Origin of the sequence: Lysinibacillus contaminans, assembly GCF_001278945.1 — a bacterium.
Taxonomy (GTDB): Bacteria; Bacillota; Bacilli; order Bacillales_A; family Planococcaceae; genus Lysinibacillus; species Lysinibacillus contaminans.
Genome location: NZ_LGRV01000007.1, coordinates 316,042 through 337,900 on the forward strand (window position 1 = coordinate 316,042; position 21,859 = coordinate 337,900).

At 38.2% G+C, this 21,859-nt stretch carries 18 protein-coding genes; 15 read left to right on the plus strand and 3 right to left on the minus strand.

Annotated features, from left to right (window positions below; all coding sequences use genetic code 11):
* The 5 genes from AEA09_RS17735 to AEA09_RS17755 all read left to right on the plus strand — a co-directional run bounded on the left by AEA09_RS17735 (nucleotide 1) and on the right by AEA09_RS17755 (nucleotide 2,656).
* Nucleotides 1-840: a flagellar hook-basal body protein gene (locus AEA09_RS17735; RefSeq protein ID WP_053585280.1), complete on the plus strand. Its 840-nt coding sequence runs from the start codon at nucleotides 1-3 to the stop codon at nucleotides 838-840.
* 48 nt (nucleotides 841-888) lie between these two features.
* Complete coding sequence (locus AEA09_RS17740) at nucleotides 889-1,179, plus strand: DNA-directed RNA polymerase subunit beta (RefSeq protein WP_053585281.1); 291 nt, start codon at nucleotides 889-891, stop codon at nucleotides 1,177-1,179.
* A gap of 60 nt (nucleotides 1,180-1,239) precedes the next feature.
* Nucleotides 1,240-1,683, plus strand: coding sequence for a 3-hydroxyacyl-ACP dehydratase FabZ (gene fabZ, locus AEA09_RS17745; RefSeq protein ID WP_053585282.1), 444 nt, complete (start codon nucleotides 1,240-1,242; stop codon nucleotides 1,681-1,683).
* A 104-nt stretch (nucleotides 1,684-1,787) separates the two neighbouring features.
* Nucleotides 1,788-2,171, plus strand: coding sequence for a hypothetical protein (locus AEA09_RS17750; protein ID WP_053585283.1), 384 nt, complete (start codon nucleotides 1,788-1,790; stop codon nucleotides 2,169-2,171).
* Nucleotides 2,172-2,287: 116 nt separating this feature from the next.
* Nucleotides 2,288-2,656 carry a hypothetical protein gene (locus AEA09_RS17755; RefSeq protein WP_053585284.1) on the plus strand — a complete coding sequence of 123 codons (369 nt, stop codon included), beginning with the start codon at nucleotides 2,288-2,290 and terminating at the stop codon, nucleotides 2,654-2,656.
* Between the two features lie 137 nt (nucleotides 2,657-2,793).
* Here the strand turns inward: AEA09_RS17755 and AEA09_RS17760 are convergent, their stop codons facing one another.
* A complete protein-coding gene (locus tag AEA09_RS17760; RefSeq protein WP_053585285.1) occupies nucleotides 2,794-3,219 on the minus strand; it encodes a YwpF family protein in 426 nt (141 codons plus the stop codon).
* A gap of 464 nt (nucleotides 3,220-3,683) precedes the next feature.
* Between AEA09_RS17760 and AEA09_RS17765 the strand changes: the two genes are divergently transcribed.
* Nucleotides 3,684-4,118, plus strand: a complete 435-nt coding sequence (locus AEA09_RS17765) for a single-stranded DNA-binding protein (RefSeq protein WP_245622899.1) — start codon at nucleotides 3,684-3,686, stop codon at nucleotides 4,116-4,118.
* A gap of 265 nt (nucleotides 4,119-4,383) precedes the next feature.
* On the opposite strand, the gene AEA09_RS17770 is transcribed toward AEA09_RS17765, so the two are convergent.
* Nucleotides 4,384-7,161: a DEAD/DEAH box helicase gene (locus AEA09_RS17770; protein WP_053585286.1), complete on the minus strand. Its 2,778-nt coding sequence runs from the start codon at nucleotides 7,159-7,161 to the stop codon at nucleotides 4,384-4,386.
* Nucleotides 7,158-8,732, minus strand: a complete 1,575-nt coding sequence (locus AEA09_RS17775; protein WP_053585287.1) for a hypothetical protein — start codon at nucleotides 8,730-8,732, stop codon at nucleotides 7,158-7,160. Before AEA09_RS17775 ends, AEA09_RS17770 begins: the two co-directional genes overlap by 4 nt.
* Before the next feature lie 161 nt (nucleotides 8,733-8,893).
* On the opposite strand from AEA09_RS17775, the gene AEA09_RS17780 reads away from it, so the two are divergent.
* From AEA09_RS17780 to AEA09_RS17820, 9 genes are all read left to right on the plus strand, one after another.
* Nucleotides 8,894-9,361, plus strand: a complete 468-nt coding sequence (locus AEA09_RS17780; protein ID WP_053585288.1) for a hypothetical protein — start codon at nucleotides 8,894-8,896, stop codon at nucleotides 9,359-9,361.
* A 333-nt stretch (nucleotides 9,362-9,694) separates the two neighbouring features.
* Nucleotides 9,695-10,528, plus strand: a complete 834-nt coding sequence (locus AEA09_RS17785; protein ID WP_053585289.1) for a flagellin N-terminal helical domain-containing protein — start codon at nucleotides 9,695-9,697, stop codon at nucleotides 10,526-10,528.
* A 180-nt stretch (nucleotides 10,529-10,708) separates the two neighbouring features.
* The gene (locus AEA09_RS17790) at nucleotides 10,709-11,692 is read left to right on the plus strand and encodes a nuclease-related domain-containing protein (protein WP_053585290.1); all 984 of its coding nucleotides are present in this window, start codon (nucleotides 10,709-10,711) and stop codon (nucleotides 11,690-11,692) included.
* 262 nt (nucleotides 11,693-11,954) lie between these two features.
* Entirely contained in the window at nucleotides 11,955-13,226 is a 1,272-nt protein-coding gene (locus tag AEA09_RS17795) for a nucleotide sugar dehydrogenase (protein ID WP_053585291.1), read from the plus strand.
* On the plus strand, nucleotides 13,223-13,939 hold the full coding sequence (locus AEA09_RS17800) for a WecB/TagA/CpsF family glycosyltransferase (RefSeq protein ID WP_053585292.1): 717 nt from the start codon (nucleotides 13,223-13,225) through the stop codon (nucleotides 13,937-13,939). The genes AEA09_RS17795 and AEA09_RS17800 overlap by 4 nt, the downstream gene beginning before the upstream one ends.
* A 427-nt stretch (nucleotides 13,940-14,366) precedes the next feature.
* Nucleotides 14,367-18,371 (plus strand): S-layer homology domain-containing protein, encoded by a 4,005-nt coding sequence (locus tag AEA09_RS17805; protein WP_053585293.1) that lies wholly within the window; start codon nucleotides 14,367-14,369, stop codon nucleotides 18,369-18,371.
* A 256-nt stretch (nucleotides 18,372-18,627) separates the two neighbouring features.
* On the plus strand, nucleotides 18,628-18,813 hold the full coding sequence (locus AEA09_RS17810; RefSeq protein ID WP_053585294.1) for a hypothetical protein: 186 nt from the start codon (nucleotides 18,628-18,630) through the stop codon (nucleotides 18,811-18,813).
* A gap of 856 nt (nucleotides 18,814-19,669) precedes the next feature.
* Nucleotides 19,670-20,167 (plus strand): tetratricopeptide repeat protein, encoded by a 498-nt coding sequence (locus AEA09_RS17815; protein ID WP_053585295.1) that lies wholly within the window; start codon nucleotides 19,670-19,672, stop codon nucleotides 20,165-20,167.
* A gap of 16 nt (nucleotides 20,168-20,183) precedes the next feature.
* The gene (locus tag AEA09_RS17820) at nucleotides 20,184-21,752 is read left to right on the plus strand and encodes an O-antigen ligase family protein (RefSeq protein ID WP_053585296.1); all 1,569 of its coding nucleotides are present in this window, start codon (nucleotides 20,184-20,186) and stop codon (nucleotides 21,750-21,752) included.
* Nucleotides 21,753-21,859: the final 107 nt, after the last annotated feature.

Here is a 21,859-nt window from a genome sequence, read left to right on the forward strand (position 1 = left end):
ATGCTACGTACAATGATTACCGCAACAAATACAATGGGACAACTTCAAAGTAAACTCGATATGATTAGTAATAATATAGCTAACAGTAATACGCATGGCTATAAAACACAGGAATCGACTTTTAATGAGTTGCTATATCAGCAATTCAGCAATGATAAACTGGACCCAGCTGAGCGTCAAACGCCTGTAGGTATCCGTTACGGTGCCGGTGCTAAGCTTGGTCAAATTCAAACGAACCATAAACAAGGATCTTTACAAAAGACAGATCGTGATCTGGATTTCGCTTTCAATAAGCCAAAGCAGTATTTTAATATTTTAATGCCAACCGGTGAAAATGGTACACAAACGGTGTATACACGTCAGGGTGATTTTTACGTATCACCACTAAATAATGGTACGGTGATGGTTGTTAATGCGGATGGTTATCCAGTGGCTGATTCAACGGGACAAGCAATTACTCTACCAGAAAATGTAACTGGATTTGCTGTACGTGAAGGTGGTACATTAGAAGCAACATATGCAAACGGAGATGTTATTCGGACAGACTTAGCAGTAACAGAATTCCAAAAGCCGCAGCTGATGGAGCATATTTCCGGTACATATGTGGGCTTACCGAATAATTTAGCAGAGCTTGGATATACACAAGCAGAAGTGTTAACGGAGTTACAGGGAGCAAATCGTCAGCAAATTGGCATGCAAAGTGGTATGCTTGAAATGTCTAACGTGGACGTATCGAAAGAAATGACAGACTTAATTCAAACACAGCGTTCTTATCAGTTTAATGCTAGATCTGTAACACTAGCAGACCAAATGTTAGGGCTTATAAATGGTATCCGATAGAGCTGTGCTCATTTTTTCACGTTTATTAAGTATGAAGGAGTACAATTTATGACAAACGTTTCACGTCGCCGTTCAACGCCGACATCTACATCTACAACTGATATGCCACTAGAAGAAAAGAAGGACCGTTCGAATCAAGAGCAACAAGAAGTTCGATGGGTACAAATACGATTAATACCGATTTGGTTACGTGTTGTACTTGTGCTACTTTTAGTCGTGGGTACTGCTGTAGTAGGTGCGATGGTTGGTTATAGCGTGATTGGCGAAGGAAAAGCAATGGATGTCTTAAAACCAGGAACATGGCAACATATTTTTGACATAATGAATGGTAAAGAATAATTATATTCTTTACCATACTTTTCGTTTCACATAAATACATACTTTTTAGGGGGAAAAAGAATGTTAACAGTAGAACAAATCCAAGCAATTTTACCACATCGCAATCCATTTTTATTTGTAGATCGTATTGTGGAATTAGAGGAAGGTAAACGTGCAGTTGGCTTAAAAAATGTATCGATAAACGAAGATTTTTTTAATGGACATTTTCCAGGCTATCCTGTGATGCCGGGTGTATTAATCGTGGAAGCGTTGGCTCAAGTTGGTGGTGTTGCATTACTAAATGCCGAACAGTTTAAAGGACGTTTAGCCTTTTTAACAGGTATCGATAATTGCCGCATTAAGCGTCAAGTTGTACCTGGAGATCAGCTCCGATTGGAAGTAGAATTTATCAAATTACGAGGTTCTATGGGAAAAGGTCACGGTATTGCGACAGTAGACGGCGAACTTGTATGTGAAGTAGATATTTTATTTGCAATTGGACCAGAGCAACCAAAACTAGGCTAATTTGCTTTTATAGGGTAAAGGTTATAGAATAAAAAGGTTGAATAATTTAGATATTTAAAATTACATGTAATAAGAGGCTTTAAAATGTAGGAGGATTATAATAGATGTATAAGCAATTGTCTTCTGGAGTTAAAATTAGTATTACACGTTCGATTTCTACATCTTTTGAATCATATTTAGCAAGTATTGATTGGAATGGTGACCACTTCTCAATGGAGGATTTTATAGCAAGTTGGCAAACGTATTTTCGCGAAAATGCAGCTTGGGTGGATAAAATTCCAGCAGATATTTTGATGAATTCAGAATTTCATGAAGAAATGGCGAAAAAAATTGACGAGGTAATCGCGAAAATTTTAAATGAAGAACCAACAGCGAAACAAATCGAAAAAATTGAAACACTACAAAAAGAACTAGGTACAAACTATAGCTACGATTGTAAAGCAGAGGCAGCTTATATCGAACAGCTTTTAAAAGAAAAACAAAAATAGTTTTAAAGAAAATCGGATAGTTCCCTCTTTTCTCGGGCAATCTATGTAGGATCACAAATACACATCAATACGTGTAGGGCGTGACATAGAACCTAAAGGAGAAAGGAGGTTTTTTTATGTGGAAAATTCCAGTGTTCACAATGATGCTTGCTACCATGTTCTTGGGCGGCTGCAACTGGGGTAATGATAATGCAAATGAGGAAACCCCAATGGAGGACGTAAAAAATGACATTGAAAATGGTGTCAATGATGTGGAAGATGCTGTAACACCAAATGACAATAACGGTACTGTTAATGATAATAATAATGGCACTGTTAATGATAACAATGATGGTACTATTAATAATAATGAAGTAGTTCCGGAAGTAACAAATCCGAACTCTAATGTTGATGTCAACGGCACAAATGGAAATATGAATGGTACAAATGGTGCGGTTAGAGAAGACAACGTAGAAGTTCGTGATGGCGAAAATATAAATCGTTAGAGATTGAAGAGAGTGATTCCGTAATTTGGAGTCGCTCTTTTTTGTTATTGGGGATTGCCCCTAAAATGTACTTGGAGTGAAAGTAATTCACAAAAAAATAACGACACGTAATTATAGCGTGTCGTTACAAGCATAAATCAATCATTTTTAAGTTTAGGGCGAATTTTCATATCGCGCGCGAAGCGATTAAGCAAATCCTCTACTGAGACACCTTCAGAGAGTAGCTCGGCCAATAATTGTTCAGCATATTTTGAACGTTTGGCCTTTAATGTACCTTTCAAAAGTACTGACAAATGATCACCAATTTCTTGAACAGCATAGACTGCAACATGAAAGGGAGCGGGTTCATTTTCAGGGAATGAAATAACAGCGCGTACATCAAAAACAGCATTTTTATCAAGTAAATCACTAAAAGTAGAATGGTATTTTTGTTCGATAAACAGCTCGAGAATCCAAGATTGATGGCTGTTTTCCTGGTTAATCACAATGCCATCAACAAGTGGAACGTTTTGCATACCATCCTCAGTAACAAGGTCAAAGGAAAGCATTTTAAATGTTTTCATTAAGAGTCCTCCTGAGTTGCTCATTCATTTAAGTATAACATATAAAAAAATAGGCTCTACACCAAAATCTGTACTTGGCAGCACATTCCACTTCAGGCGGACGCTTTCCGCGGGCGTGGCTTGAGCCTCCTCCTTCGCTGCGCTTCGTGCGGGGTCTCAAGATTCACGCTTATCCCGCAGGAGTCGCCGCCTTCCGTTCCATGTGCTTATACTTATAGTAAGTTTTCTTTTAAGTTAAGCACATGTTTGGGTAATTACCCAAAAATACGAAATTTAATATTTCGCAAAAGTGCTTTGCATCCTACAGTTGAATGAAGTTTGATTAACTTATTGTCGTAATTTTAAAAAATAAAATGCATCAAATTGATATTTTACTTGAGGAAAAAGTAGGGAATTTTTAAAAATCGACTTTTGCCATATCTTAAGGTTATCTTGTACGATGAGATTAATCAGAAGCAAGGGAGGTGAATAGTATAAATCAAGTTGGACTAGTTGGGAGATTAACGAAAGATCCTGTGTTACGGGAACTTTCCGGCAAACGTGTACAATCACATTTTTCGTTAGCCATTAACCGCAATTTTAAAAACAGCCGAGGCGAAATTGAAGCTGATTTTATTCTTTGTACAGTATGGGGAAGACTGGCAGAGCATATCGTAAAATATTGTGGAAAAGGGTCGTTAATTGGTGTAAATGGAAGGATCCAATCTCGATCATTTGTCAACGAAGAAAGTGCAAAAGTATACATTACCGAAGTCGTTGTAGAAGATGTCCGATTTTACAAGTTAAAGCCACGTGATAGTGACAATGCAGTATTGCCGCCACAATCAGTGCGAAATGATCACGATTACTTAAAGGACTTTGTACTGCCACAGGAGGAAGTTAATTTACCAGTAGTATAGCTGTCTATGCTATACATACGGAGCAAGTATTACAATTTTCTGATCCGCCACTCTCCTATTGTAGATGATGAAACTTGAACCGTAATGACACTAAATGAAGGGAATGATGCTTCAAAAATAACATCATCATTGCTGAAGACCGCACAGCGATGAGCATTTCTCACAACTAAATATTAAAATGAAGTAAGTAGGAAGAAGAAGCATTGTTCCAAAAAATTGCCAACTAAAAGAGCGCCAAGATTGTTCATATCTTGGCGCATATCCTTTAAGTTGTTACATTGTAATCGAGAGTCATTAAATCGCGAAGCTCATGATCATTGAGTTCGGTTAACCACTGGCTTGATTGAATCAATTCTTCTGACAATAAAGATTTCTGCGCCAGCATTTTATCGATTTTTTCTTCAATTGTGCCAATTGTTACGAATTTATGCACTTGTACAAATTGGGTTTGCCCGATTCGATAGGCTCTATCTGTCGCTTGATTTTCGACAGCAGGATTCCACCAACGATCGGCGTGTAATACATGGTTTGCAGCAGTTAAGTTAAGACCAGTACCACCAGCTTTTAACGACAAGATGAAAATTGGAAACTCACCCGCCTGAAAAGCCTCCACCAATCGGTCACGCTGTGCTTTTGGCATCGCACCGGTTAAAAACGGCGCATCCACATTGTACAATTCACTAAAGCAATGTTGTAGCAGTTGCCCCATCCCGATATATTGGGTGAAAATCAGACACTGTTCGCCATTGTCCACAATTTCAGCTGCCATCTGTACAATACGCTCTAATTTTACAGAGCGTGTGAGCATAGAAGCAGCATCCTCAAACGGCTCCTTTAAATATAAGGCCGGGTGATTACATAATTGTTTAAGCTTACTTAGCATTTTTAGCACACGACCTTTTTTCTGAAAGCCTGTTAATGTCTCTAATTGGTCGAGTGTTTCTAAAATATAACCTTCATATAATGATGCTTGCTCTGCTGTTAATGGACAGTACGCATTAGATTCCTGTTTATCTGGTAAATTAAGCTGTAAATGCGGATCTCGCTTCGTTCGGCGTAGTAAAAATGGCTGAATCTTAGCACGTAATTTTTGCTTATGGTTTTCAGATTCATCGCGTTCGATTGGCAAAATAAATTCTTCGTTAAAGCGTCCGAAGCTGCCTAAATAGCCTTTATGAATAAAATCAAAAATGGCCCATAACTCAGATAAACGATTTTCAACAGGTGTACCTGTTAAAGCAATATGATGTGTACCTTGTAATTTGCGAATCGCACGAGATTGTAATGTTTGCATATTTTTTATGTTTTGAGCTTCATCGAGTACAACTGCCGTCCAGTCAATCTCCTGCAAAAACTCAGTATCTTGTGACACGGTTCCATATGTTGAGAGTATGACCTGTGGCATCTTTCGCTCGATAACCTGTGTGAAATCCGCACCCTTTGCTCGATTTGCTTGATAATGTGTATAAACCGATAAAGATGGTGCAAAACGAGCTAATTCCTTCTGCCAGTTGCCAAGTACAGATGTTGGGCAAATAATGATTGTTGGCTGTGTTGCATCAGATGTCTCATATACATGAAGTAAATACGAAATAAGCTGCACTGTTTTGCCAAGTCCCATATCATCGGCTAAGCAGGCACCAAAGCTTTGTTCACGCATAAAGACAAGCCACTCAAATCCCTCCTGCTGGTAAGGTCGCAGTTCCGCTTGTAGAGAAGCGGGCGTTGGAACAGTTGGTAAGCCTTTTTTCTCTTGTAATTGATCCAGATAAGATTTTAGTGATTTTTGTAATTCAAAGGCAAATAGAGGATCATCGCGCATTGCATCATCCGCATCTTCCTCTTCAAGTGGAAGCGATAAATCCTCTGGTAGTTCACGGAATAATAATTCGCGCACCGTCCAGCTCTCATCCTCAGCTTCTTGCATGAGCGCACGCATTTCCTGCATCCAATTGGCATCGACACGGAACCACTCCGTACCAATACGGATAAATTCACGCTTTTCATCGACCAGCTTTTTAAATTGCTCGGCTGAAATGGTTTCGCCATTCATTGAAAATTGCCATTTAAAAGTCAAAATATCATCGAGTCCAGCCACTTTTTTGGTCGAAACATTGCCAGTACTTACACGCACATGCATCTTGGACTGCTTCAAATCTTTTAACCAAGCAGGTAGTACAACATCATAGCCAAGTGCTTGAAGTCTGGCTAAATCTTCACGCAAAAATGCGCGTACTTCTAAATCTTCAAGCGTCAGGTAAATAAACTGATCACTACGGACATCCTCTATGGACAGTAATTCTACAATTTGAGCCTGTTGCATTTCGATGTCTGGAGCGGCATCCTGCCATTTCGCAGGTAATACCTCTTGTATCGGTAACATACGTTTCCGTACAGCAGGAGTCCAATAGGTTTTGGTCGTCGCAGAGCTGAGTACCGTTTCAAGAAGCCAAACGTCAGAATCCGGCTCGGGCTCACTTAAGCGAAGTGATACGTTAACGTTCCCAGACTGTCTATCTTGCTCTAGCGGCCAACCACCGCGCTTGAAAAATGGCAGTAGCTTCGGTATATCTGATATGAAAAGTCCTGCAGACATGAACTTTTGTGACACGGCCGTTTCAAGTAAGTCATTATCAATGTTTTCAATATCAAATGATAGTGATGAAAAATCATCAGCAATAACAGCGTGATCCCAAAGCGATGGCTCTTGCCAATGCTGTTGCAATGTCGCAACACGCTCTAATAACGCGTTACTGTTCTCATCCATACCAGCCCATTCGATAAATGGATGTTGATAGCGAATCGAAAAGATATCGAGTAATTCAGCAGTAGATACTTCTACAGATAAGTCCGTACGATTAGCGAGCAAGCCGTAAATATTCGCTTCGTATTTGAAAAAAAGCGAAGAAATGAGTGAACCAGCCTCAAGCGGTACGCCACCAGCTGTAAAGCCCTGCACCGCAAAATAGCCATCACGTACTGCCTCGATATGGAGTTTGATTTTTTTCATAAACGAGGATGGGGCATTACTTAAAGTTGTCATACTAAATTTCCTTTCTCGATTTCTTCCTGTAGAGCACGTAGTCGTTTAAATTCTCCACGAATTGCTTGCATATATGTTTCAAAATAAGACGTTTTACCAGCACGTTTTGCAGCATTGCGCATACTTTTCCAAATACGTACTGCTTGTTTATAATTCATGCGCGATTTTTGTTCCACCTCTGCCATCGCATATACGTGATAAAGGGGGAGGACTGTATTCGGGGCTTCTTTAATGACATCTTTTAACCCGCACATTTCTAAATAAGAAAGTGAAGATAAATTTACTTGATGCAAGGCAGCCCATTCCTCATAACGTTCCTTTTTTATAAGGAAGAACGAAAATGGCTGTAGCCCATACATACCAAATGCACTGTACAATGAAGCTTCTTCGTCTTCATTTAATACGATTTCTTCATAAAGCATCTGCAAATTTCGTACATATTGAGCCCGCTGTGTAACTGGTACAACCTCTTGTAAAAAGGGACCGAGTAATGGTAGCATCGCACGTAAAATCGTTGTAAGCGAAGAGGATTCACCCGCACGTTTTGCAAAAGTAGCAAGCTCAAACAGGTCATACATATTTTCAACAGATGAATTCGTTATACTTTCTATTAATAAATTTTCTTTTTGCAACAATACATAAAACATGAGCTTAATCGCATGAAAAGATACATCAGCATTTTCATCCTCTAACGCTAGTATTGCTGCTAGTTCTTGTTCACGGCGCGGTTTTTCGTAAAAAAGCACCGCCCAAAGGAGCATATAAATTTGTAGACGGTTTGCAAAAAGCCCTTGTCGCTCCACTAGTAGGGAACGTACAATTTGTTGCAGTGCATCATAAAAAGGATCCGTTGCAAAGAGCCGAGAGCGGGCATTGAATTCACTAAATGTATCCTCTATTCCGTGTATGCATTGTTCTATAAAATATTTCATATAAGGTGTATCCAAAGAATGACCGGCTGTTTCATTTAAATGACGCCAAATCGTATTAAGTATTGTCAATTCCATAAATAATTTATAAAGTGGTTGCCATTCCCGCTCAAATGGCATGTGCCGGCGAAGACGTTCTAATGCATCTGTTCGAATAGCAGATAATCCGTACCCTTCAAGTACACGACCAGGCGGAAGCAAACGTTTCATCACTTCATCCGCCATTCTTTGCCAACTCTCAGGACTACGTTCATCTGCAAGAGTTTTCAATTGTACAGATTTTTGTGCTCGCCATGCCCCTGACCAATTTTGCACAGAATCGAGATATTGATAAAGTGCCAGCAATGTACCGAGTTTGTGTCGACACCAATTTGTCTGCGGGCAGCTACAAGTTAAAGTTTCACGAGCAAAATCAATTTCTAACGAAGCTGGTCTTACATCCTGCACGACTGCATATAATGTAGAAGTTGTAGGATTAAATCGCTCAAATGCAACTGATTTATTACGTACTGAAAAAACAGCACGACGCACGAGCTCCTCGTCTTCCGTAGAGGAGGGATGTAGATGCTGCTCAGCCTCCTTCAATTTTGTAAATATAAATTGTTGATGTTCCTTAGCCAATTGTGAAATAGACAAAGCCAAAACCTCTCCTCCAAAAAAAAGACTGTCTCTCCATTATACGTTTAAAACCCGCGCATGATAAGCCGAATGATTAGAAAGATGTAAATAGGGGAAAAGCTAGTTAACAAATATTTTTTTATGTGTTAAAATCTGAATAATCAGATTACTAGGAGGGATGAAAAATGATGCATGTCCAATATATGAAACCGTTCTATACAAAAGTAACAGGAGATAAGTTGCGTCTAGTCTTTGCCTATCAATACTTTTCCATATTAAAAGATGATGAAATTTTTCACTTTATTCCGATTGAAGGGAAGGAGATGATCATCAATTTACATTCGCAACAAATCGAAAACCTATCGGAAGTATTCGTATTTCAAAAAGGAAATCGGTTTATTCGATTGCCTCTCTACCAACTATTACTGATTACAAACGTTCATGAACACCTATTACCAATACTTGAAAGTGCTACACCAAAGCTACCTGAACCGGTCCTGTCCTCTGTACCTGTGTACGAAATTGACCAGCTTCTGGCGGAAATTGAAGAAAAAAACTTTGACTATCTGATTGACCGAGCACTATCGAATTATGATGAAGCACTATTTTACGAGATACTAACACAAAAGAACATGCAACTCGGAGGATTCTAAAATTGAATACACACCAAATCTAACAAGCACCCATTTTCTAATTAGAAAAATAGGGTGCTTTTATTTAACTTCTTAGTTGTTTTTTTAGATAGATTAGGAGAAAAACAGATATGAGAGCTGAAAAAAGCAATTGAACGCTGAAATGGCGGTTATGAGAGCTGAAAAAAGCAGTTGAACGCTGAAATCGCGATAATGAGAGCTGAAAAAAGCTGACGAACGTTGAAATATCAGTTATAAGTGCGGGAAAACTGTTAAAAATTGATAAAAAAGTATGTAATAGTTATCGAGAGCGCCGATATAAACAAAAATAATAAAGTCTAAGGAAGTGGGAAGATGCTTGGGAAATGGTCGGCAACAGGGATGTCTATTTTAAGTAATATGAATCGGCATTACAATACGATGAATAAGTCGCTACTACGAATTTCGTCAGGCTACCGTATTAATAGTGCAGCGGATGATCCAGCAGGTCTTGCTATTTCTGAAAAGATGCGAGCGCAGATTCGCGGGCTGAATATGGCGGCAAAAAATATTCAAGATGGCATTTCACTTATGCAAACAGCAGAAGGTGCTCTCAACGAAACACATGCCATGATACAGCGGATGCGTGAGTTGGCGATTCAAGCTTCAAATGATACGTTAACAGATAGTGACCGTGAACTGCTAAATCTTGAATTCCAGGAGTTAAAAAAAGAAATCCAACGTACATCAAGAGATACGGAGTTCAACACAAAGAAATTGTTGAATGGTGATTATGGAACGGATGGACTTAAAATTCAAGCTGGTGCAAATGCTGGACAGACAATTGAGATGTACATTAATGATATGGGGGCAGGGGCACTCGGTCTTGATGATACTATATCTATTGCTACACGAGAAGATGCAGACAAAGCAATTGGTACAATGGACAAGGCATTAGGGCTTGTATCCACAGAACGATCGCGACTAGGTGCTTATCAAAATCGTTTGGAGCATGCATACAATGCAACTATGAATACCGCAGAAAATTTAACGGAGGCGGAATCCCGTATTCGTGATGCCGACATCGCGAAGGAAATGATGAGTATGGTGAAGGCACAAATTTTAATGCAGGCGAGTCAATATGTACTAGCAATGCACATGCAACAGGCACAGGCCATTTTAAAGTTACTGGATAGTGGAAGAAGGTGAGGAAGCCCAATATTATTTGGAGTTTCCTCTTTTTTTGCTAACGAGAGGTGTATAATTGCTGATGATTTAGAAATATCTCTATCATAAGTAATAGAGAAAATGGACAAATTTTTAATATTAATCAACCTGTTTTATTCAATGTCAATCCTTGCTATAGTTAATGAAAAAGGAGAAATGATATTGATTGACAAACCGTTCACTTCATCACCATTCATACTAGGGCTACAAGCACTTATCGCGCGTTTACACCCAACACATCCGCAGTTCGAAAGACTTCAGAAAGAATTGAAAATAAAAGAAGCGGGTGATTTCGGCGAACGTTACATCATGCAAGAGCTACAAAAATTCTCAACGCTTCATGACTTCCACGTACTTCACAATGTCATACTTCCCACAGCGCTCCCTATGCAAATCGATATTCTCGTTATTACACCAAATGGAGTCATCCTATTAGAAATCAAAAACATTCGAGGGCAAGTTCGTTTCAAAAACAATCCTCGCCAGGTAATTCGCACAACGGAAAAAGGGGACACGGCTGTGTTTACTCATCCAGAAGTGCAACTTGAGCAGTATATACTGGCAATGCAACAGTTTCTTGATGCACACCATATCTCAATGCCGATATATGGCGCTATTGTTTTTCCTTTTAATAATGTAACTATTCATCGGGAGGGTGAGGGTTTACCGATTTTGATGGCAAAGGAATTGCCGCTGTATTTTCATAAACTTTCTGTGGGAAGATATCAGCAATCGGTAAACGACATCACGCACATGATTTTGTCACATATAAGGGATCGGGCGCCTTTTCCACTTTGTGAATACTATGATATCGAAGTGGCGAACCTGCAAAAAGGGATTTACTGCGAAAATTGTGGTCAATACGGTATGCAAAAGCTGAAAAGGGGATGGATTTGCACTCGATGTCAGTATGTATGCTCACACGCGCATGTGCGAGCACTGCGGGATTACTATATGCTCGTTGGTGATACGATAACGAATAAAGACTGTCGCTACTTTTTGAACATCGACAGTCAGGATGTGGCGAAGCGTATTTTGCAAAAATCTTGTGTGACACGAAGCGGCTCAGGCAAATACACGCAGTACAATTTATCGGGTCTATACAGGAAGTGTGAAGATAGCCGATGGCCACCGGAGAATCGCTGATAGAAGTCTAAACATAGCTGATAGCCCCCGGAGAATCGCTGATAGAACTCCAAACATAGCTGATAGCCCCCGGAGAATCGCTGATAGAAGTCCGAATATAGCCGATAGACCCCAAAAAATCGCTGATTAAATCCACGAAACAACAAATTTATTCACAGTTTCACCTGAAAGAGGTATACTATAATGCAGAACAAATGCGATTGCATTCGAAACACTCACATAAAATATCAACTCGTTTTTGAAACGAAAGGAAGTATAGATGATGACTAAATCAATTTGTGTTATTGGGCTTGGCTATATCGGTTTACCAACGGCAGTAATGTTCGCCAATCATGGCCTAAAGGTACACGGCGTGGATGTAAACCCTGCAGCAGTGAGAAGTATTCAAGAGAAAAAGCTTCATATTGAAGAGACAGGCTTGCAAGAGCGTTTAAATAAAGCAGTAGATGAAGGATTTCTAACAGCATCAACGACACCGCAAGAAGCGGACGTATTTATTGTTGCTGTACCATCACCGATCAATCCCGACAATACAGCGAACTTAGAATATGTACGTCAAGCGACTGCATCAATCGTACCTTATGTAAAAAAAGGAAACCTCGTGATTCTTGAATCAACAGTACCACCGAAAACAGTCGAGCACGTAATGCTACCAGAGCTTATTAAAGCAAACCTTGAATTCGGTGTTGACCTGTTTGTATCACATTCACCAGAACGTGTTATCCCAGGTCGCGTTTTTGAAGAATTGGTGAACAACGACCGTATTGTCGGTGGTATTGATGCAAAATCATCAGAGTTAACAAAGGAACTATATGAAACGTTTGTAAAAGGGACAATTCACTTAACAGATGCGACAACTGCTGAACTTGTTAAAGTAATGGAAAACACATACCGTGATGTCAATATTGCATTTGCCAATGAGCTTGCAAAAATGGCTGAGAAACTAGACGTTAACATTTGGGAAGCCATTAAATTTGCAAACTATCACCCACGTGTGAATGTACATTTCCCAGGACCGGGTGTAGGTGGTCACTGTATCGCTGTTGACCCTTGGTTCCTAGTTGAACTTGGTGGTGAGCAAGCACAAATTATTCATATGGCCCGTAATACAAATGACAGTATGCCAAGTTACACAGCACAAAAAACGCAAGCCATCTTAAATCAAAACAAAATTGCAGGTGGCAAGGTTGCTGTTCTTGGACTAGCTTTCAAAGGGAACGTTGATGATATGCGTGAAAGTCCATCTACAATTGTCATAGATGAACTACAAAATCTAGGCTTAGATGTGATTTCTTACGATCCACACATAAAAGAAAACAAACACGTAACACAAACGCAAAGCTTAGAGGAAGCAACTAAAGATGCGGATATCATTGTCGTGTTAACGGATCATAATGAATTCAAAACGCTTAACGCAACAGAAATCCAAACGAAGTCAAAAATCGTCTTCGATACGAAAAACTGCCTAAGCCGTGAAAACTGGGAGCAAGCTGGCTTCGAGTTCCACTTACTTGGGGATGCGAAAAACGGATGAAAGAAACAGTACTTGGCATCAACGTCAACACGGAAGGCTATGACGAATTAATGGACATGGCATTTGAGCGCATAGAGAAAAAAGAAAAAGCACTCGTTGTGGCCATCAATCCTGAAAAAATCATTAAAGCAAAAGAAGACCCAGCGTTGAAAAAGCTCTTAAACGAAGCGGAATTTCAAATTCCAGATGGTATCGGTGTCATCCTCGCTTCAAAAATTCAAAAAGGGCAAATTCGTGAACGCGTGACGGGCGTCGATATGATGATGAAACTTTGCGAGGAAGCAGCCAAACGAGGTAAACCGATTTTCCTTTACGGAGGGAAGCCGGGTGTAGCAGATGCGGCAAAAGCAAAGCTTGAATCATTATTTCCTTCTATTAAAATAGTCGGCACACAGGACGGCTATGAAAAGGACGAGCAGGTGGTCATTAATCGTATTAACGAAGCAAAGCCTGATTTACTGTTTGTTGCAATGGGGAGTCCAAAGCAAGAGAACTGGATTAACGCAAATCGCGATCATTTGCACCCAACAATTTACCAAGGTGTCGGCGGATCGTTTGATGTATTAGCAGGAACAGTTAAACGCGCACCAGAAATTTTCCAAAAGTTTGGCCTCGAATGGTTTTATCGATTATTGAAAGAACCTAAGCGTATCAAGCGTCAAATGGCACTACCACTATTTTTACTTGAAGTATCAAGAAAAAAACGGCAATAAAGTTAAAAAATTGTATTGTTGTTTGAAATGGAAAGTGTTAGACTGTAGGTGTATAGGAATTTCCTCTATGAAATAATAGAATTCCCTGCAAGGAAAAAACGGTTGGTAGCCCAAGCGAAAAAAGCTCAAGCATATATATGCTTGAGCTTTTTTCGTGTGTAAAGAGAAAAAATAATTAAAGAAAATAATGTAAACTAAAATTTGTTAAAGAAAATACATGAATATACTTGAAAAAAACTCATATATAGCCGACAATAGATTAAGAGAGTTGATATCCTATATTTTCCGGAAAATTTTATGGAAGTTTCCTAAAATGTGATTGACAACTTTTGGAGATACAACTATACTTTTATGTGTAGTTGTTTATTTACTGCATGACTATGTAGAGTAAACATAATTTTTGAACTTAAGAGGAGGAAATTTTTCAATGGCTAACCAACCAAAGAAATACAAAAAATTCGTAGCAACGGCTGCAACAGCTACTTTAGTAGCATCTGCAATCGTACCAGTTGCATCTGCAGCTGAATTCAAGGACGTTGCTGGCAGCGACCACGCAGTAGCAATCAACGCACTATCTGAAGCAGGTATCATTAACGGATACTCTGACGGCACATTCAAACCAAACCAAACAATCAACCGCGGACAAGTGGTAAAAATGTTAGGTCGTTGGTTAGAAGCACAAGGCCAAGAAATCCCAGCTGACTGGAAAACTGAACAACGCTTCAGTGATTTAGCTCTAACAGCTGAAGAAGAACTAGTGCAATATGCTGCACTTGCTAAAGATGCAGGCGTATTCAATGGTTCAAACGGTAAATTAAACTACACACAAAACATGCAACGTCAACAAATGGCAGTTGTTATTGTACGTGCTATTGAAGAAATCGCAGGTGTAGATCTAGTAGCAGAATACAAAGAAGCAGGTCACGTTACTGAAATTTCTGACCTTGACAAAGCTTTCTCTGCAGAGCAACGTAACGCGATCGTAGCATTAGAATACGCTGAAATTACTAACGTATCTAACTTCCGTCCAGCTGACAGCGTAACTCGCGGTCAATTCGCTTCATTCTTACACCGTACAATCGAAAACGTAATTAATGCTGAAGTTGATGCTGCAGTTAAAGCTATCAATAACACAACTGTTGAAGTAACATTTGACGAAGAGGTTACTGATATTAAAGCTCTTGACTTCGCTATTGAAGGTTTAGAAATCAGCAACGCAGCTGTAAAACAATCAAACAAAAAAGTTGTTGTATTAACAACATCTGCTCAAACAGCTGATGTAGAATACACTGTAACTTTAAATGACGAAAAAATCGGTTCGTTCAAAGGTTTAGCAGCTGTAATCCCAACTGCTATTGATGTAGTTCAAAAATCTCAACAAGATGTTGTTGGTAACCAAGTAACTGTACAAGCAAAAGTTACTGTAGCTGAAGGTCAATCTAAAGCTGGTATTCCAGTTACATTTAACATTATCAATAACTATAATGATAATAGCACTGGTACATTAAACGCACCAATCATTGCTGAAGCAACAACTAATGAAGAGGGTATCGCTACTTACTCTTACACTCGTTATGCACAAACTAGCCAACAAATCGCTTCATCTGATGAAGTGCAAGCATACGCAACTGGTAAAGCATCAGTACGTTCATTTGCAAAAGTATACTGGGCATCTATTAAACCATTAACGATTTCTGAAGTAACTACAGGTAACTCAGTAAATAATGGTGCTAAAAAGCAATATAAAATCAAAGCTGCTCTATACCATACAGAAGGCTATACTGCTGCATTCACTGAAAATGGTCAAGTATACCCAGCAGGTAATTACGTAAATATTGCTTTTAAAGAAAATATTGATGTAACACCTGATAAAGCAGTAAAAACTGTAGATGTAATTGATGGTAATGGCAGAAACTTAGGTTACCCAGGACAATTCACAACTTCTTTAGGTGATCAAAGCCAAGGCATCAAAGTTGTAAAAGTTGCAGTTGATAAAAACGGTGAAGCAATCGTTACATTAACAGGTAACAATGCTGAAGTAACACCGGTTGTATTTGTAGATAACAAAGAAAATCCACAAAATGCAACAGGTAACCGTGGTCGCTTCAATACAACTGAATTATTTGCAGAAGCTCCAAAATTAGCATTCGGTAAAATCCAAAACTTACAATTAGCTTTAGATTCTATTGGAACTGAATTTGCAGCTGCATATGCTACAGCAGGTTCAGCTACATCATACACATATGAAAATGCAACATCTAATAGCATTTTAATTCGTGATGCAGCAAACAATCTTACTTGGATTACTAGAGGTACAACACTTCCAACAGGTGCAAGCTACATCAACCAAGCTAACCCATTACGTACTGGTGAAACAGTGCCAACTGGCTTCGTTCTTGTACGTGGTACAGTAGGAAACCCAACTGGTGACTTCCCTGCATTCTCTGGTACAAAATCAGTACACACTTATTACAATATTGCTAATGGAAAATCAGCTTCTGCTCAATTAGCGGATGCATTAGTAAATACTGGTGGTCGTGACTATAAAGCAGTATTAAAAGATGAGAAGGGTAACCTTGCACCAACTGGTACACAAGTACGTGTTTCTGTAGATGTCGGTTCTGGTTTAAGAGCAGCTGGTAGTGCTGTGTACTTAGTGGATAAAAACGCTAACTCAATTCACCTTCTAACAAATGATGCTAGCAAATCTGAAAAATATGTTGTAAACCTTGCAACAGATTCAAAAGGTGAAGTAGCATTTACATTAATCGGTGCAAAAGATGCATACGCAACACCAACTGTATTCTCTGAAACGGGTGACAAAGCTGGTTTAGATAAAAATGATTTACAACAAGTTGGTGGCATCGCATACTTCGGTGACGCAGTTGTACAATCAGCTATCTTAACTGTAGATGGTAAAGATGCTCAAAATGTAAGTGTTGGTGACTTAGCTGCATTCACATATCAAACAGTGGATCAAAACAAAAAACCATATAACACTTACAACCAATCTAACTTACGTGTAGTATTCCAGTTCCAATCTACATTTGCTGGTGCAGAAGTATATGCAGCAAGTTCAGTAGGTGCTGATGGTAAATTACTTCCGGGTGCAACACCAATCCCAGGTGGTTATATCAACATGGGTAGCTCAAATACTGGTCTATTAACTGTTGATGCAGACATTAACGGTCGCGCAACATTATATGTAAAAGCAACTCGTGGTACAACAGTAACAGCAACTGCTAGTGCTGCTAATGTTCCATCATTACCACAAAACTTAACAGCTTCTGCGGTATTCAACTTAAATAACGTTGAAGGTATCCAACCAGGTGTACCATACACTGGTCGCGTAATTGCAACAGACACAGTTAATAACCGTTTATTATTATTATTAAATGATGGTGTAACTGTTAAAGATGTACCTTATGAATCAAATTCACAATTCTTTAACCAAGCAGGAACTATTATTTCTGAGTCAACATTTGAAGGCCACAATAATGCTGTACAAGGTTCGAATTTAGTTGATACAGAAGTAACGTTTACTCTTGCTAAAGACTCTAACCCAACAACAGTAAGAATGGGTGTAGCTGCAGGTCAATCTCATATTGGATTTAAATCAGGTGCAGCTATTTACCTAACTAATTTAAATGCAACTTATAATTTCCATGGTAAAACAATTGGTTCATCAACACCAGGATCAGAGTTACCAGTAAAAGTTGTTGTAAACAACGACAACGTGACTCTTAAAGACTTAGTGTTACACGGTTCAATTGATGTTGGCGGTGGCGGTACTAACGCTAACTACCAAGGTCAAATCAACGTACAAAAATTCACAGCTGATAATCTAACATTAAATGGTAATGCGTATGTTCACACAAATGCACAACAAACATTTAATTTAGTAGGTTCAGACTTCTCTAATGCGAATGTTCATTTATTTAAAAATGAACGCATTAACTTTGCAGGTGCTCAATCTCGTATCGGGGAATTAGTTGCGTATGTATCTGGCGTAGTTGTTTCTAATAACCAAATTTTAAATTCTGATAATACTGTTAAATATGCAGCTGGAGTGGCTCCAATCATCACTCGTGTTACTATTGCTACTGCATCAGTAATTCAACCAGTTTCTCAAATTTCTGGTTACACAGTACCAACAGCAGTTGTTGAAAACGCACAAGTAAAAGCTGCAACAGTAACAACAACTTCTGGTGACACGGTTGCAATTACATTTACTGCTGGTACTAATAATATCAACCTAGCTACAGTAAATGGTACAACAGGAACTGTTACATCTACTGATACTGTAACATTCACTTTATCACCAGCATTAACAGCTGGCAAAGTAGTTACTTTAGTTGTTGACGGTCGTGAGTACACAGCTACTTATGCACCTACTACAACTTCAAGCTTAACATTTGCTCGTAAATACTAATCTTATAGATTATAAAACGACCGATTTAATATTGACTGTTGACAAATCTAGTTTAACTAGGTTTGTCACAGTCTTTTTTAGTTATACTAGCGCAGAAATTTCAACTTGAATATTGCATGTTCGAAATATTGGAGAAGTATATGTTTACTGCCTCAATATCGGTAATTGCTTAGTGATATATAGTGTAAATGAAATTCTTATTTGAAAACTCTACGTATATATAGTTGATAGTATGTAATATAGGGGAGCTTATATAATGTTTGGGATGTATTTGAAAATCGTTGGAAATGTATTTAGTTCTACATATTTAGGGACAATGATTACGGCATTTGTTATGAAGAAAAATGAGGATAAAAATTATATGCTTCAATATATTGTGCAAGAACGGAAGATGTGGCGGGAGGATATTCGGACTGAAACGGAGAAATTTTGTATGCTGTGAATGTGCATCCTATAAGAACGTATCGTTTCTTTGTAGCAATTGGTTTAGATCCAATTGAAGGTCAACTTGCAAAATTGGAGTGTGTAATTGATACAAAGGGAGTAAGATGTGAATGGGAACCTATTTTGTAACAAATTGCCGTGTTATTAAAGGAAGATTAGTAGCGTTCGAAGCGTGAGGTGACGGGGAGCAGGTGTTGTGGATTGTTTATAGATTGATTATAGCTTAGCTGATTTGCATGGATGTGCAGATTAGTTTTTTTGTATACCTACAAATAGTTCATTGCCATGACATTTGATGAAAGACAGGGCATTCTAAGGAGAGTAATTGAAATGTTTCAGTGCATATGTATAAGCTCGCTCTTACACCATATTTATAGTATGAACTTAGGTTTACCTAGAAATATAATTTCAAAAGAGCATACTTCAAACTCTATTTCTTTGTCATTAGACTACAGAGATGAATCGGGTTAAACAGCTGAATTTGGTGTGGGAGATGACATTACTCAAGCATAGCCATTCAAAGTGAGCAGCACATCATTCGTTTAGGAACTTTTAATATTGTAGGTGGTCATTGGTAATAGATTTTAAGCAAGGAATTAGAATAATCGTGGATGTTATGAAGTTGTTGATATTAAAGATTCGTTATGAACTGAATGAAATATTACTCGTGGGGAGATATTCTTTGCGAGTTTTTTTGTTGCCAATTAACTATATTATGAATAGAATGTAATGATTGGTGTTATATATGTAATGTTTCCATCCTTAATATAGAAGTCACCCTACATGTATTTGCCGATTTATAGTATAATAACCATATGTGAAAAAAAGACGTAAATTAAGGAAGGTAGAGTTAGATGACATTTACTGAACCAATACGAAAATATATATTGTCCGGCGTGGTGGCATTTGTCGTAGTTGGTCTGATTGTGGCGAATGTTATGGCTAGCAAGCAGGACCAAGAATTTGCAACGAATGAGGCACTATATAGTCAGGCCGTACAATTACAAACAGATGGTAATTATGAAGGGGCATGGGAAGCCATTTCTCAGGTTTTAAAGGCTGAGCCGAGTTCGGAGATTGCAAATTATTTAGCGGCGATCATTTCTGTTAATAAGGGTGATGCAAAGCAGGCAGCAATATATATGCAAAAAACGCTAGATATTAATCCTTATAAGGCTGAAGATGCGATGTTCATGATCCAATTAGGCGAGGTATTTGTAGCTGCTGAAAGATATGAGGATGCAAAAACTGTACTCCTGAGATGTCAAGAATCGGCATGGACATTAGAGGAAATGCCAAATTATCAAGAGCATGTTGCTTCATTACTAGCGCAAATCGAAAATCCGCAATAAAGGAAGGTACATAATAATGAGCAAGTTCTACGAAAAGGTAGCTTATCATGATGTAGAGGAAGATTTACAATCACAAAAATCCGTGGATAAGTGGATTTTTGGATTGCTTCTTATTGTAATAGGCTTTGTGCCATTAATCGTGATGGCAAGTGTTATTGAAGTACAATCACCGCTTATTACAAATTTAGGTGCCTTAACTGGTGGAGTAAAAGGGGATCTCTTTACATATTATAAGGCACTAATATTACTAACTATTACTGTAATAGCAGGTTTAATGTTCTTATCGAAAATTTTGTTTATGAATGGTGAAATTCGTAAAACAAAATTGAATTATGCGATTGGTGCATTTGCTGTAGCGATTGTATTGTCGACAATTTTTTCACCGAATATTTCAATCGCACTAAATGGTTTATACAACCGTTCAGATGGTGCAATTAGTTGGTTATGCTATCTAGCAATATTCTTCATTGCGATGAATATTGAGTATCCGAAGAAAGCTGTTCAATATGTAGTATACGCAACTTATCCTTTTGTTTTTATTAATTTATGTATTATAACTTTAAACTTTTTCGGTAAAGATTTGCTGCAAAATGCATGGGCAAAAAAGTTAGTTACATTATTTTTACCTGAAGGAGCAAATTTAAGTGAAGGATCGGTATTGCTGGGAACGTTAAACCACGGGAATTATATGAGTGGAACGTTTGCAATTCTTGTTATGATGTACCTTACTTGGGTTGTAATAGACACAAATACTACACGTAGAATAGTAAATCTATTATTCGCTTTTTCTGCGATTTTAATTGTATTTATGGCGTTATCTACTAGTGGTTTTTTAACAATTTTATGCTGTATACCATTTGTTTTATGGCTTTTAGTTAAATCGAAAAAGAAAACAATGGCAATTTCATTATTAGCCGTTTTTTGTATAGTTAGTGCAATAAGTTTGCATGCTTTAGCGGTGAAAAACCCGAAAATTTGGGATGAAACATTAGGCTTCTTTATTTCTGAAAATCCATACTCTGTAGAAAATGTAGTTTCCTCTACATCACAAAATTATGATTGGAATAATTCAATACTATCAGGCACAACAGCATATGCAGCGGAGAAACAGTTTGAATTGCCGGTGATTCCTGAAACGGGTGTCGGTGCTGGTTCTGGACGTGTATATATTTGGGAGAATGTTTTAAATTTAACGATGGATCGTCCCCTGTTTGGATATGGATTAGATACCCTTATTTATAATTTCCCTCATTACAACATTGATGCTAGGGCAAATTTAGAAACAGAGACAGTTATAGTAGACAAGCCGCATAATATGTATGTAGGTACTCTTTATGGAACGGGCTTTTTAGGGTTTATTGGTTTTATGAGTATTATTTCGTTTACTGTTTTTGGAAGTTTGAAGGCTATTATTCGGTATAAATCAACATATGATTTTGGTGTCATTTTGTGTGTTACATGGTTAGCATTTTTATTCCAAGCACTATTTAATGATACATTACCTGGTACAGCAGCCCCACTGTGGATAGTTGCCGGTCTTTTAATTGGAATTTCAACAATTAATGAAAAAGAAAAAATAGTTTAAAAATAATTTGAAAATTATTTTTAATGGGTAGAACGTTAAAGCGTCTACCCATTTTAAATAATATATTTCAGTAATGGAAGAGATTATTAAGGAGTATGAAAAATGCT

Coding starts and splice junctions, on each gene's coding strand:
- AEA09_RS17735 (WP_053585280.1), top strand. CDS start 1: ATGCTACGTACAATGATTACCGCAACAAATACAATGGGACAACTTCAA.
- AEA09_RS17740 (WP_053585281.1), top strand. CDS start 889: ATGACAAACGTTTCACGTCGCCGTTCAACGCCGACATCTACATCTACA.
- fabZ (WP_053585282.1), top strand. CDS start 1,240: ATGTTAACAGTAGAACAAATCCAAGCAATTTTACCACATCGCAATCCA.
- AEA09_RS17750 (WP_053585283.1), top strand. CDS start 1,788: ATGTATAAGCAATTGTCTTCTGGAGTTAAAATTAGTATTACACGTTCG.
- AEA09_RS17755 (WP_053585284.1), top strand. CDS start 2,288: ATGTGGAAAATTCCAGTGTTCACAATGATGCTTGCTACCATGTTCTTG.
- AEA09_RS17760 (WP_053585285.1), bottom strand. CDS start 3,219: ATGAAAACATTTAAAATGCTTTCCTTTGACCTTGTTACTGAGGATGGT.
- AEA09_RS17770 (WP_053585286.1), bottom strand. CDS start 7,161: ATGACAACTTTAAGTAATGCCCCATCCTCGTTTATGAAAAAAATCAAA.
- AEA09_RS17780 (WP_053585288.1), top strand. CDS start 8,894: ATGATGCATGTCCAATATATGAAACCGTTCTATACAAAAGTAACAGGA.
- AEA09_RS17785 (WP_053585289.1), top strand. CDS start 9,695: ATGCTTGGGAAATGGTCGGCAACAGGGATGTCTATTTTAAGTAATATG.
- AEA09_RS17795 (WP_053585291.1), top strand. CDS start 11,955: ATGACTAAATCAATTTGTGTTATTGGGCTTGGCTATATCGGTTTACCA.
- AEA09_RS17800 (WP_053585292.1), top strand. CDS start 13,223: ATGAAAGAAACAGTACTTGGCATCAACGTCAACACGGAAGGCTATGAC.
- AEA09_RS17805 (WP_053585293.1), top strand. CDS start 14,367: ATGGCTAACCAACCAAAGAAATACAAAAAATTCGTAGCAACGGCTGCA.
- AEA09_RS17810 (WP_053585294.1), top strand. CDS start 18,628: ATGTTTGGGATGTATTTGAAAATCGTTGGAAATGTATTTAGTTCTACA.
- AEA09_RS17815 (WP_053585295.1), top strand. CDS start 19,670: ATGACATTTACTGAACCAATACGAAAATATATATTGTCCGGCGTGGTG.
- AEA09_RS17820 (WP_053585296.1), top strand. CDS start 20,184: ATGAGCAAGTTCTACGAAAAGGTAGCTTATCATGATGTAGAGGAAGAT.